The sequence below is a fragment of the Desulfobaculum xiamenense genome, from assembly GCF_011927665.1.
Lineage (GTDB): Bacteria > Desulfobacterota > Desulfovibrionia > Desulfovibrionales > Desulfovibrionaceae > Desulfobaculum > Desulfobaculum xiamenense.
The window spans coordinates 823,309-834,906 of record NZ_JAATJA010000001.1 but is presented as its reverse complement, the minus strand read 5'-3'; the positions used below and the strand labels follow the sequence as shown (position 1 = coordinate 834,906).

Sequence of the window (11,598 nt, the reverse complement as noted above, 5' to 3'; positions counted from 1 at the left end):
CCCCTAGACGATGTTGGCCGGTATGGCGAAGTCGATGACGCGGGTCACGATGTCGCCGGAGAAGACGCCCAGCACGATGAGGCCGGCCGCCACGAGAAGCAGCGGCACCACCATGCTCCACGGTGCGTCGTTGATGGGTTCGGGCGCGGGACCATGCCCGTGCTCGTGACCGTGTCCCTCAGCGAAGGGTTCGAAGTAGGCGATCTCGAATATCCTGAAGAACAGGACGATGTTGATGAGGCTCGAGAGCACCAGCGCGGCGACGAACCCGAAATGACCGGCCTGAAGGCCGCCGAGGATGAGGTACCACTTGGAGAAGAAGCCGCAGGTCGGCGGGACGCCGATCATGGCCAGCGCACCGATGACGAGAGCCGCCATGGTGAAGGGCTGTCTGCGGAAGAGTCCCTTGAGGTCCTCGAAGCGGGTGCTCCGGTTGCGGTAGGCGATGCAGCCCACGCACAGGAACACGCACAGGGTCATCACGGCGTCGTTGACGATGTGCAGGATGGAACCCGTCATGCCAACGCGGTTGCCGAGCCATGCGCCGCCGACCATGTAGCCAACCTCGGAGATGAGGATGAAGGTCAGCATGCGCTTGAGATCGCGCGAGGCGAGGGCGAAGAACGCGCCGGCCAGCATGGCCGCCACGGCTGCCCACACCACACCCTCGCAGAATACGGGGGAGGAGAAGACGAAGTCCGGCGTATAGACCGTGAGCATCATGCGGATCATCGCGTAGACCATGACCTTGGTGGTCATGGGCGCGATGAGGCTCGACGCCGGGGAACCGGCATCACCGTATGCGCCCGGCAGCCAAGCATGCACCGGGAAGAAGGCCATCTTGACGAACACACCCGCCAGCACGAGGCCGAAGGAGGCCATGATGGCCGGGTTGCCGTAGAGCCCGGGGAGAATGGACGCGAGGTCCTGCATGTTGAGCGAGCCGGTCATGATGTACATGTAGCCCACGCCAAGCAGGTAGAAGGACGCGCCAACGGTGCCCATGAACAGGTAGCGCAGGGTGGAGAGCGCGGATCTCGCGCTGCCCATGGCCAGAAGCGCATAGCCCGACAGGGCGGCGATTTCGAGCAGAACGTAGAGGTTGAACGCGTCGCCCGTGACCACGATGCCGAGGTGACCGGCCACGGAGAGCAGGTACAGGGTGTAGAACACCGGGACCTTGCCTTCGTAGCAGCGCTCGACGTCGGGGCGCGTGGCGATGAGGTTGACGAAGCCCAGACCGGAGACGAGTACGAGGACTAGCGCGTTCAGGTAGTCGATGTAGTACTCGATGCCGAAGGGCGGGGCCCAGCCACCGAGGCGGTAGCTGAAGGGGCCGTCGGCGAGGACTTCGAGCAGAAGCCCTATGGCGGACAGGACGGACACGCCCAGCGCGGCGACGGCCACGGGGAAGTGGATCCGCCGGCCGAACCATCCGCCGATGGCGACGGCAAAGGCCGACAACAACGGTGCGATGAGTATAAGCGCAGGATATTGGTTCATTATTCGCTGAGGTGTTTTAAGATTTCATCTTCTTCCAGCGTCTTGTGCTCTTTGTAAATGTTGAGCAGAAGCGCCAGCGCCACACCGAGGGTCGCGACGGACACGACGATGGCCGTCAGCATGAGCACGTGGGGCAGCGGGTTGATGTAGTCCGCCGCGTGAACGGCGTGACTTTCCGCGCCGTGCGCATGCATCAGGATCGGAATCGTTCCGCCCTTCTTGGAGCCGATGGAGACGTAGAAGAGGATGATCGAGGTCTGGAAGATGTTCATGCCGACCACCTTCTTGACCAGGTTGTTCTTTCCGATCATCGCCCACACGCCGATCATCATCAGCACCGTATAGGCCCAGTAGTTGTATTTTGCCGCGAGTACGGTCTCGAACAGTTCGTACATGGCTACAGACCCTCGTCGTAACGGCCGACAGAGGCGACGTTGTTATAGATGATGACCATGGTCGACATGACGGTGGTGCCAACGCCGATTTCGACGATCATGATGCCGAGGGAGCGGGCGTAGATGGGATCGACGCCGAGCAGCCCGGCCAGCGCCGAGTAGTCGAGGAAGTTGCCGCCATAGAGCAGGGCCAGTGCGCCGTAGCCTGCGTAGATCACCACGCCGATGGCGGACATGATGCCGAGCACCCGGTGGGAGATACGTTCGGTGAGGGTGCGCAGGTTGTGCGACAGGGCCAAGAGCAGGAAGCCTGCCGCAAGGATGACGCCGCCCTGGAAGCCGCCGCCCGGGCTATGATGGCCGTGGGCGATGACGTAGAGACCATAGATCTGGATGAAGGGAATCATCAGCTTGCACACGCGCGAGACAATGAAGTCATAAGGCGTCCACGTGGGGTCGATGCGCTCGAAGGCTCCGCCCTGGCGCGGGCCCTTGGCCCCGTTCCTGAATTGCAGGACCACGCCGGTGGCCGTGTGGCGGTAGTAGCGGATGGCGGGTTCCTCGCGCTTGTACGCGCCAAGCAGGAAGAAGCAGGCCATGCCCGCACAGAAGACGACCGTGGTCTCGAACATGGTGTCGAATCCGCGGTAGTCGCCGAGCACGGCGGTGACGATGTTCGGCACGTCCGTCTCGGGCAGCGAGTTTTCAATGTAATGATTGGAGACGTGCAGGCTCGCCGGGGAGTTGGGGTCGCCCCACGTCGGGAAACTTTCCGTCACGTAGATCATGAGCAGGCCGGTCAGGACGACCGTTGCCAGTGCGATGTGCTTCATCATCAGTCCTTCGACCCCCTTGAGGTTCGGAACACGGCCGCTATGAAGAGGACCGTGCTCACGCCCGCGCCGACGGCCGCCTCGGTAAAGGCGACGTCCACCGCGCCCATGGATGTCCACAGAAGGCACATCATGAAGCTGAACGCTCCGAACACGATGCCCGCGCCGAGCAGATCGCGAATCTGCAGGGCGGCCACCGCGCATACCATGACCAGTACGAGGATTGCTTGATCAATCTGCCAGATCATGCGCTATCTCCTCTCCTGACCCTTCTGCCAGGGCTTGAGGCCAGCCCTGAAGCCGGCGTCCACGAGGGCGTGGGTGGCGGTGGGGCTGGCGATGAACACGAAGACCAGAATGAGCATGATCTTGAGGCTGGTCAGCAGATTCGCCACATCGAAGTGATGCAGGTTGTACAGGGCGAGACCCAGCAGCATAAATCCGGAGGCCAGCGTGTCCATCTTGCCCGCGGGATGCAGGCGCGAATAGAAGTCCGGGAATCTCAGGATTCCGAGGGCCGCCCCCGCGAAGACCACGACGCCCAGAAGCAGCAGCGTCATGACGATGATGTCGAGTATCATGTCTTGCTCTCCTTTGTTGGGGCTAGCTGCCCTGGGACTCGTCGTGCAGTCCCTTTCGTTTCTGGAAGTAGCGGCTGGCGGCAATGACGGCGATGAAGTTCAGCATGCCGTACGCCAGTGCAATGTCCACGAACATGTCCACGCGTTGGAAACTGAAGCCCAGAAGGACCAGCAGAACCACCGTCTTGGACCCGATGGCGTTGACGCCCAAAAGCCTGTCGAGAACCGTGGGACCGACCACCGTGCGGTACAGGGTGATGATCATGACGGCCACGAGGCACAGGGCGGAGAACAGGAAGAATGAATCCATGGGTTACTCTCCGAAGGTCTTGGCTACCTTCTCCTCCATCTCGCCGGGCAGACCCGCCGCCGACTTGTCGTCGATGGCGTGCACGGTGTAGCGGCCGTCAACGTCCACATAGACGGTGATGGTGCCGGGCGTGAGCGTGATGGAATTGGCGAAGGTAAGGCGTGACATGGTCTTGCGCAGGCGTGTGTCGAACTTGATGATCTTGGGATCGATCAGGTCCATCATGCGCGGATGGAAGACCAGGTACAGAAGCCACAGATTGGCCTTGAAGATCTCGACCAGAAGCCAAGGGATGTAGAGACAGAAGCGAATCCACGTACCATCGGGCCCGCTGGATTCCCGTGGCGGGAAGAGCAGGTCACTGGAGAACCAGGCAACGATGGAACAGGATATGACCCCTAGACTCAGGTGGAAGGGATCGAACTGCCCCGAAAGAACAACCCATGTGATCGCCATGATGACGAACGTGACAACCATGGGTCCGATGCGCCGCTTCTGCGGCTCGGCGGACGCACCTGTCCCAGCGGCGGGTCCGTACCGCCGCTCAAGACGGTCATTGGAAATGGCCATGAGCGAATCCTTGTTTGTAACAGTAACGAATTATATGGGTAAGTTTCCTCTCCTTCTCTTTTTGGGGGCACCTCCTCCCAAAAAGTCCCCGTCTGCTTACCCTATTTGAAACAATATTTGAATACCATTCGGGCGGAAAAAACCTGAATCGGTGCGTGTTTCTCCATTTTTCCCGAGTGAGCGCTCGGCTGCACCGGGCAGGGATGCGGTTTCTCGCCGCTGCACCTGTGCGTTGCGCTGCGCAATTCCGCCCCGGATCGTGCCGAAATGCCCCCTGTGCATGTGAGTTTGCCGTGATTGCATCCGCCATAATAGTCGTGTTGCTGACATGTCGCGATGGCCACTAGAGAGACGAGAGGCCGGAATGTCGATTGCGCTGCACGTGGTTGTGGGGGAGCGAGTGGGGGGTGACCAGTGGAATCCGCACGATGATAGCACAGCGGGCGGGCGATGCCACGAAAATCGCCGCGTCGGGAAAAAGACGGGCCGCAGGATGCTCCTGCGGCCCGTTCTGTTGTGGCGTGTGTTGGCTGATCAGTCTTCGATGGGCGCGAAATAGTCCACGGACGTCGGGTTGATCTCAAGGGCCGGGTAGAGTCCCTCAAGGTCACCGGACGGGTAGGGCTGCATGATGTTGAAGGCCATTTCCTGATTCTTCTGGGCGTGACCAGCGTTGTTTCCGGTCGGGGTGTAGAACGCGCCGTTTTCCTCAAGGATGTGCCGGATGCGGTCGCGGAAGACGTTGGCAAAAATCTTGCCGTTGCCGCTGAAACGCATGGCACCCATTTCGAGGCCGTCGGTGATGTCTTCCAGTTCCTTTAGGGATATGGAGTTCTGTTCGAGGTCCGCGGCGGTGCGGATGTAGCCCCAGACCAGCGTTTCGGCGGGAATTTCGAGTGGCTCGTCCGCGTCGATGATGGTGTGCGGCATGATGATGGAGTTTTCGCCCACTTGGAGCGGATTCTCCGGCGTGCCGTGCAGGAATGCGTTGAAGCCCACGAAGATGTGTCTGCCGAGGTGGGCGTGGATGATCTTGCCGCCGTGCGCGGTGACGTCCTCGGCTTCGAGGCTGGAGTGGACGATGTAGCAGTTTTCCTGCGCGTTGGAGCCTTCGCCCAGCCATGCCTCCTCAAGGTAGGCGCGCTGCGCCACGAGCACGTTGCGGTCCACGCGGGTCTGCCCTTTGACCACGGCGTAGGGCGAGAGGGACGCCCCGGGGGGCACGGGTACCGGGTGCTCCTGCACGAAGCTGTAGATGGGCAGGAAGTCGGCCTTGCGGTCCTCCACGTAGTCCATGAGGATTCCCTTGGGCGGCTTTCCGGTCTCGTAGGCCACGTACTGGTGGAGGACGTCCTCGTCGAACTGGTAGTTGAATTCAAATTCGCCTTCGGACTTGATCCACACGCGACCGGGCTTCACGTAGGTGTTCGAGATGTCGCCGACCTGCGTGTAGGAGTAGGAGCCAAACACGCAGTTGTGCGCGCTGGTGAGGTCGACCGTGGCGAAGGGGCCGAGGAAGCAGCCTTCCATGGGCGAACCGTGGATGTTGGACCAGTGCAGGGCCACGGTGTTGCGGATGGCGAACTTCTCAAGGTTTTCCAGATCGTGCGAATGGTTGTGCACGAGGGTTTTTACGAGATAGCTGTCGCGGATGGAGATGAATTCGTCGCTGAGCAGGCGCACCTTCAGGCCGCCGACAGTCACCACGTCGCCGCGGCGCTTGAGCTCGTCGCCGCGGATGTCGCTTTTGTAGATGATAGAGCGACTTGTATCGCATTTCCCGAGGAAATATGTGCCGGACAAGCAGGATTCCACGAACTTGAAATAGAGCGGATGGTGTTGTGTCAGTCCGTAGAATGCGTAGAAGCCGGACAGTCGCTTGCGGTCTACAAGATTGCGGATGTGCGGACCCACGTCGGTGAATTCGCGCAGGTTGACGTTGACGCGGGTGACGATGCTTTCCAGCAGTTTCTGGAGCTGGTTCATGCGTTTGCTTCCCTCCATCGATAACCGGTTCAGGCTGTACGGCCCCGAAGGCGGGCAATGAACCTTCGGGGCCGTATTGTATTCTAGCTGTTCATGAGCGCCTCGCCTAGCCGCCTACCGGCAGGGTGATGGGCATACCCATGATGGGCCACAGGATAAGTACCGCAAATGCGGTGACAGCCAGCAGCAGAATGCTGGCAGGCACACCGTACTTGAAGAATTCGCCGCTGGTGAACTGCCCGGAGTTGTAGGCGATGGCGTTTGGCGCAGCGCCGACGAGCAGCAGGAAGGGCATGCCTGCCACGATCAGGGAGGCGAACAGGATCACTTCGCCGGTGACACCCAGATAGGGGGCGATGACCAGCGCAACGGGCAGCGATATGGCAATCGCCGCGACGTTCATGATGAAGTTCGTCATGACCATGACGAAGAAGGCGATGCCCATCACGAAGACGAACCAGTGGGCGGTTTCGAAGAGTACGAGCCAGTTCACGGCGAGCCACTTGGCCGCGCCGGTTTCCCACAGGCAGAAACCGATGCTCATGGCACCCGCGAAGAGCAGGATGATGTTCCACGGCACCTCTTCGAGGTCCTTCAGGTCAAGAATCTTGAAGACGTAGAAGAGGACGGTGGAACACAGGATGATGGCCGTCTTGTCCACGGGCTTGAGCACTGGGATGAACGACCTGAGGCTCATGATCAGGATGGCTGCGCCAACGATGGTCGCGGCCATGATTTCCTTGCGGGTAATGGGACCGAGCTGTGCGTTGAGCTTTGCCGCCTTTTCGCGCAGGCCGGGGATGGTCTTGCGCTCGGGGGGCAGCACCAGCATGAAAAATCCCCACAGCAGGAAGGTCATAAGCCAGCCGATGGGAGCCATGTAGTAGGTCAGGGTGAAGAAGCTGATCTCCTGCCCCATGATATCCTTGAAGAAGCCGAGTGCCACGGCGCCGCGAGCCGCGCCGAGCAGGGTGATGATGGAACCTGCGCCTGCCACGTAGGCCATGCCGATGAACAGGGCCTTGCCGAACTTGGTGGGTTCGGTTTCATCTGTGTACAGGCTGTATATGGCCACCAGCAGCGGATACAGGGTCGCCGCGACCGCCGTGTGGGCCATGATGTGGGTGAGTGCCGCGCAGACGACGAACGTGCCGAGCAGAATCATCGACGTGCGTTCGCCGACGATGGCGAGCATCTTGTAGGCAAGTCGCTTGGTGAGGCCGGTCTTGGTGAAGACCGCGCCGATGACCAGCGAGGCGAAGATGAACATCACGGACGGGTCCATGAAGTCCTTGAACGCGACCTTGGCCGGACGGATCAGGAACAGGGCCTGAAGGATGCCGATCATGAGAGAGGTCACGCCGATGGGGACTACTTCGAAGACCCACCAGGTGCCTGCCAGCAGAAATACGGCAAGGGCACCCTTTCCTTCACGAGTAAGCACGAAGTGCTTGCCAGCCGGGTCGATGGCGTCGGCCCACATGGGGGACCAGTACACCACGACGAAGAGAAGGACACCGGTAAGCATGGCGATGAGCCGCGTCTTATCGAACATCACTTCCTCAACGGCGGCCTTTGCTTTTTCAACCATCAAGATCCTCCGTCAGACAACAAGCGTTAGAGGGGTGGTGGGCAAGCAAACAGTCGTCGTTTGCCCGTCCAACTGTGTCACACCTCAAGACCCCCACATTGTCGGGAAGATATTGGGCACCCTTCCGTCGATGCGATGGCTTGTGCATGCCGCGTGACCAAGGCGGGGAAACCGTTTCGGCGGGCTACGCAGGGTTCGGGCGGTGTGGGCCGATGGCCCTCGAACCATGCAGGTTAGACCACGTGTGCAAGTTGGCGGTATGCACGGTGGTCGCAAGCCTTTGATCGGAGCATTGTCTCGCGAAGCTGGGCAAGCTGCGTGGTACTCCGTTCGCCTTGGCGGTGGACGATCCGAACACGTCTGTCCGTTTCGCCTTTTCCGCTTGGCCTTCAGCACGTTCGTCATGTCCGGGAGGGGCACCTTCCAGGCGAAACGAAAGCACAGGTCTTGAGAAAAAAAGAACAATTGGCGGTGAAAGTCTTTTGTCAGCTAATCCCGAAAAAATCAATCCAATTGTGCCGCTTTTTTTCCGTAATGCAGTGATTGCCTTGCTTTTGACGGCATCCTGACAGTTGTGAAAAGTTGCGCAAGGTGTGACGTGGTGCCGCTTGTAGGACGATCGGCAGAAACATCCGTGCTTGGCCGTTTTTTCCGGAAAGAAGTGTGTTCTCTGTAGGGAACGTTCTGCTGCGGGAGCGTGTCGGCCTGTCGAGCGGTGTGGTGATGGATGCCCGCTTGGCATTGGCGTGCTTCATGTCTCATGGTTGGCGACAGAGCTGGTTGCGTTTCCGGCGATTTTCATTTTCGAGGAAAAAGTGTACGAATCGCACCGAACATGAGGATGGCCGCTGGCCGCGCACCCCAACAGCGAGGAGCAGGATGAGGAAATTCGCACAGTGCCGTACCCCGGAACGCAGGGACAGGATGCGCTCGGTTCTTGAGCGCAGGCAGAACGATCTATCGCTCATACTCGCCAATATATGGGATCCTCACAATGTTTCCGCCATCCTGCGCAGTTGCGACGCCTTCGGGGTTCCGCGCGTGCACCTCTACTATACGGACACGGCCTTTCCGAACATTGGGCGCAAGGCGTCCGGCTCCGCCAAGAAATGGGTGGAGTGCCAGCGGCATACCAATGCCGAGGCGCTCATTGGCGGCCTGCGCGCCGAGGGCTATCAGATATTGTCCACCGGCTTTTCCGAGACGGCGCGTCCGCTCATGGACTGCGACCTCACGCTGCCCACGGTCATCATGCTCGGCAACGAGCACCGCGGGGTGGATGCCGAACTGGACAGGTTGGCCGCGGATCAGGTCTACATTCCCATGCAGGGCATGGTGCAGAGCCTGAATGTTTCCGTGGCTGCGGCGGTTACCCTGTACGAGGCCTATCGTCAGCGCATGGCCAAGGGCATGTATGACCAGCCTACGTACGATTCCGAAACATTGGACAAGATGGTTGACGAGTGGTGCACGAGATGAATTCCGCCATGGAGCGCGCCTGTCGGGTGATTCTCGACGGGGGCGTGCTGGTCTATCCCACCGAGACGCTCTATGCGATCGGTTGCGACGGTCTGGATGCCGCCGCTGCGGCGCGGGTCTATGCCCTCAAGGGGCGTGATCCGTCCAAGCCGCTTCCCCTGCTGGTGGCCGATGCCGCCCAGCTTTCCCTGGTGACGGACTGGTCCCCGCAGGAGATTTCCGTCCTCGCCGAACATTTCTGGCCCGGTCCGCTGTCCGTGCTGGTTCCCGCGCGTGCGGGCCTTCCCGCCCAGATTCAGGACCGCCGTGGCCTGACCTCCGTGCGTGTCACGCCGCACCCCGTTGCGGCCGAACTGTCGCGTCGGACCGGACGGCCTATCGTGGCGACGAGCGCCAACATCAGCGGTCAGCCCGCCGTGTGCGTGCCCGGTCAGCTCGATGCCGGACTTTGCGCGGGTGCGGACTTCGTGCTCGATGAGCGCCCGTGGCCTGCGGGTGGCCTGCCGTCCACCGTGGTTGGCGTCGAGGGCGAGGGGCGGCTCGCGGTCTATCGCGAGGGGGCTGTCTCCGTGGAGCGGCTGGAGGCCGTGGGCTTCACCGTCCGGCGCGTGATCTGATCCTTTTGCCCGAGTGGCAGTCCTTTCATGAAGCAGGCCCCCGTGCGTATGTGCGGGGGCCTTGTCGTATCGTTTCGCGGAAGCGGGCTTCCCCGCCCGACGCGAATCGGCGCCGAAATTACCCCGTTGCGAAAGGCGTTTGGGGCGACGGTTCAAAAAGTTTGACCGGAAATGGGGTAAACGCTGGGGATTCTCGGAGCGGTTCAAGTTTTTTGACCAGTTTGGGCGGAGAAGCCAGCGAGTCCTGAAAATGTTGAGTTGTGTAACACGTTGTATTTCAACGTATAAATTGAAAAATGAAGGCCGTGGTCTGGTTTGGCCCGCATGTTGCTAATACCAAAACATCCTTCTTTGTTTTGCAGAAGCCGGCTTCTTCGGGTTGCGCCCCCCGGGAAGCCGGTTTTTGTTTTTTGTGGCGTTTGGCGCATCGGGCTTTCGCCCTGTGTGGCGGGTGGTTCAAAAGCTTTGACCGGAAACGGGGCAAATGGCGGGGATTCGGGGGAACGGTTCAAGTTTTTTGACCAGTTTTGGCGGAGAAACCAGCGAGTTCTGAAAATGTTGAGTTGTGCAACACGTTGTATTTCAAGGTATAAATTGAAAAATGAAGGCCGTGGTCTGGTTTGGCCCGCATGTTGCTAATACCCAATCATCCTTCTTTGTTTTGCAAAAGCCAGCTTCTTCGGGTTGCGCCCCCGGGAAGCTGGCTTTTGTCGTTATGGCGTTCGGAACTTTGGGGTTTCGTTCAACACGTCGAGGAATTCCCGCCAGACGTTCTCGACGTCCAGCGCCTGCATGCAGGGAGCCTCGTGGCGGCAGGGGATGTGGCGGGTCGTGAGGGTGCAGGGGCGGCAGGGAATCGTGGCTGCAAGCGAGCGCACCGGATGGGCGGGAGCCCATGTGTGGCGCGGTACGGGGCCGAACAGGGCCACTCCCGGCAGGCCGAGCATTCCGGCAAGGTGCATGGGGCCGCAGTCGTTGCCGATGACCACGCGGGCGGTGCGCATCAGGGCGTGCAGTTCACCCGGCGTGGATGGCGTGACGCTTCGGAATCCGGCGGCGTCGAGCCCTTGCTCGCGCTCGGCAGGTCCGAGGACGAAAATCGGCTCCAACCCGAAGTGTTTTATCCTTTTGCCCAGTTCAAAAAATTTGACGAGGCTCCATCGCTTGGCTGGATGCCCAGCCCCCGGAAAGACGAGGGCGTGCAGTTTTTCTGCCGGAGAGCATTCGTTGGTCGCAAACAGCTCGCGGAAGGCCTCGGCCCAGTCGTGCCGAGGGGCGATGCCGAGATCGGCGATGGCGCGCAGATATGCTTCGCGTACGTGGATGTGTCCGACGGGGTCGATGCCGGGGATAAATTCCGTGTGGTGATCGACGGGCATGGCGGTTTGCGGCGTCTCCAGTCCGAACCGGAGGATGCGCGTTGGCGTGGGGAGCGTGTTGTGTCCGGCGTGCAGGCGCATCACCGCGTCGGCGAGCGCCATGCCGGGCTTGGCAATGCCAAGTGGCGCAAGCCATTCCGCATGCTCCGATTTCCCGGCGTGGATGATGCTTTGTGGCGCATAATGTAGGGCGATCGAGCGTATGGCGGGCCATGCGCATAGAAAATCGCCCATGCCTCCGCATCCGAGCAGAATGACCTTGAGTTGCCGTTGCATATGGCTTACATCTTTGTATACTTGCTTGGTTCCCATTGCTGCTGGAGACCTTTTGTGGCGGCTGCGCGGTGTGCGCGC

The 11,598-nt window shown here is 60.4% G+C and carries 13 protein-coding genes; 2 read left to right on the top strand and 11 right to left on the bottom strand.

The annotated features are described in order from the left end of the window. Positions 1-3 precede the first annotated feature (3 nt). The 9 genes from GGQ74_RS03805 to GGQ74_RS03765 all read right to left on the bottom strand — a co-directional run bounded on the left by GGQ74_RS03805 (position 4) and on the right by GGQ74_RS03765 (position 7,769). Positions 4-1,503: a proton-conducting transporter transmembrane domain-containing protein gene (locus tag GGQ74_RS03805; protein ID WP_167940195.1), complete on the bottom strand. Its 1,500-nt coding sequence runs from the start codon at positions 1,501-1,503 to the stop codon at positions 4-6. Next, positions 1,503-1,898: a cation:proton antiporter subunit C gene (locus GGQ74_RS03800; RefSeq protein ID WP_167940194.1), complete on the bottom strand. Its 396-nt coding sequence runs from the start codon at positions 1,896-1,898 to the stop codon at positions 1,503-1,505. Before GGQ74_RS03800 ends, GGQ74_RS03805 begins: the two co-directional genes overlap by 1 nt. A gap of 2 nt (positions 1,899-1,900) precedes the next feature. After that, entirely contained in the window at positions 1,901-2,734 is an 834-nt protein-coding gene (locus GGQ74_RS03795; protein WP_245168114.1) for a Na(+)/H(+) antiporter subunit B, read from the bottom strand. Continuing rightward, entirely contained in the window at positions 2,734-2,979 is a 246-nt protein-coding gene (locus tag GGQ74_RS03790; RefSeq protein WP_167940193.1) for a hydrogenase subunit MbhD domain-containing protein, read from the bottom strand. Before GGQ74_RS03790 ends, GGQ74_RS03795 begins: the two co-directional genes overlap by 1 nt. A gap of 3 nt (positions 2,980-2,982) precedes the next feature. Then, positions 2,983-3,312, bottom strand: a complete 330-nt coding sequence (gene mnhG / locus GGQ74_RS03785) for a monovalent cation/H(+) antiporter subunit G (RefSeq protein ID WP_167940192.1) — start codon at positions 3,310-3,312, stop codon at positions 2,983-2,985. 22 nt (positions 3,313-3,334) lie between these two features. After that, positions 3,335-3,622, bottom strand: a complete 288-nt coding sequence (locus GGQ74_RS03780; protein WP_167940191.1) for an MrpF/PhaF family protein — start codon at positions 3,620-3,622, stop codon at positions 3,335-3,337. 3 nt (positions 3,623-3,625) lie between these two features. Then, a complete protein-coding gene (locus GGQ74_RS03775) occupies positions 3,626-4,192 on the bottom strand; it encodes a Na+/H+ antiporter subunit E (protein WP_209280060.1) in 567 nt (188 codons plus the stop codon). Between the two features lie 534 nt (positions 4,193-4,726). Continuing rightward, on the bottom strand, positions 4,727-6,178 hold the full coding sequence (locus GGQ74_RS03770; protein WP_167940190.1) for a transferase: 1,452 nt from the start codon (positions 6,176-6,178) through the stop codon (positions 4,727-4,729). A gap of 106 nt (positions 6,179-6,284) precedes the next feature. After that, positions 6,285-7,769: an SLC13 family permease gene (locus GGQ74_RS03765; protein WP_167940189.1), complete on the bottom strand. Its 1,485-nt coding sequence runs from the start codon at positions 7,767-7,769 to the stop codon at positions 6,285-6,287. Positions 7,770-8,648: 879 nt separating this feature from the next. Here GGQ74_RS03765 and GGQ74_RS03760 point away from each other — a divergent pair. Next, positions 8,649-9,248, top strand: a complete 600-nt coding sequence (locus tag GGQ74_RS03760) for a TrmH family RNA methyltransferase (RefSeq protein ID WP_167940188.1) — start codon at positions 8,649-8,651, stop codon at positions 9,246-9,248. After that, entirely contained in the window at positions 9,245-9,865 is a 621-nt protein-coding gene (locus tag GGQ74_RS03755) for an L-threonylcarbamoyladenylate synthase (protein ID WP_245168113.1), read from the top strand. Before GGQ74_RS03760 ends, GGQ74_RS03755 begins: the two co-directional genes overlap by 4 nt. Before the next feature lie 203 nt (positions 9,866-10,068). On the opposite strand, the gene GGQ74_RS03750 is transcribed toward GGQ74_RS03755, so the two are convergent. Further along, positions 10,069-10,377 (bottom strand): hypothetical protein, encoded by a 309-nt coding sequence (locus tag GGQ74_RS03750; RefSeq protein ID WP_167940187.1) that lies wholly within the window; start codon positions 10,375-10,377, stop codon positions 10,069-10,071. Positions 10,378-10,578: 201 nt separating this feature from the next. Beyond that, the gene (locus GGQ74_RS03745) at positions 10,579-11,478 is read right to left on the bottom strand and encodes a glycosyltransferase family 9 protein (protein WP_167940186.1); all 900 of its coding nucleotides are present in this window, start codon (positions 11,476-11,478) and stop codon (positions 10,579-10,581) included. Between the last annotated feature and the right edge of the window lie 120 nt (positions 11,479-11,598).

Excerpts from the sequence above, each read along its gene's own strand:
- GGQ74_RS03805 (WP_167940195.1), bottom strand. The coding sequence starts at position 1,503 with ATGAACCAATATCCTGCGCTTATACTCATCGCACCGTTGTTGTCGGCC.
- GGQ74_RS03800 (WP_167940194.1), bottom strand. The coding sequence starts at position 1,898 with ATGTACGAACTGTTCGAGACCGTACTCGCGGCAAAATACAACTACTGG.
- GGQ74_RS03795 (WP_245168114.1), bottom strand. The coding sequence starts at position 2,734 with ATGATGAAGCACATCGCACTGGCAACGGTCGTCCTGACCGGCCTGCTC.
- GGQ74_RS03790 (WP_167940193.1), bottom strand. The coding sequence starts at position 2,979 with ATGATCTGGCAGATTGATCAAGCAATCCTCGTACTGGTCATGGTATGC.
- mnhG (WP_167940192.1), bottom strand. The coding sequence starts at position 3,312 with ATGATACTCGACATCATCGTCATGACGCTGCTGCTTCTGGGCGTCGTG.
- GGQ74_RS03780 (WP_167940191.1), bottom strand. The coding sequence starts at position 3,622 with ATGGATTCATTCTTCCTGTTCTCCGCCCTGTGCCTCGTGGCCGTCATG.
- GGQ74_RS03775 (WP_209280060.1), bottom strand. The coding sequence starts at position 4,192 with ATGGCCATTTCCAATGACCGTCTTGAGCGGCGGTACGGACCCGCCGCT.
- GGQ74_RS03770 (WP_167940190.1), bottom strand. The coding sequence starts at position 6,178 with ATGAACCAGCTCCAGAAACTGCTGGAAAGCATCGTCACCCGCGTCAAC.
- GGQ74_RS03765 (WP_167940189.1), bottom strand. The coding sequence starts at position 7,769 with ATGGTTGAAAAAGCAAAGGCCGCCGTTGAGGAAGTGATGTTCGATAAG.
- GGQ74_RS03760 (WP_167940188.1), top strand. The coding sequence starts at position 8,649 with ATGAGGAAATTCGCACAGTGCCGTACCCCGGAACGCAGGGACAGGATG.
- GGQ74_RS03755 (WP_245168113.1), top strand. The coding sequence starts at position 9,245 with ATGAATTCCGCCATGGAGCGCGCCTGTCGGGTGATTCTCGACGGGGGC.
- GGQ74_RS03745 (WP_167940186.1), bottom strand. The coding sequence starts at position 11,478 with ATGGGCGATTTTCTATGCGCATGGCCCGCCATACGCTCGATCGCCCTA.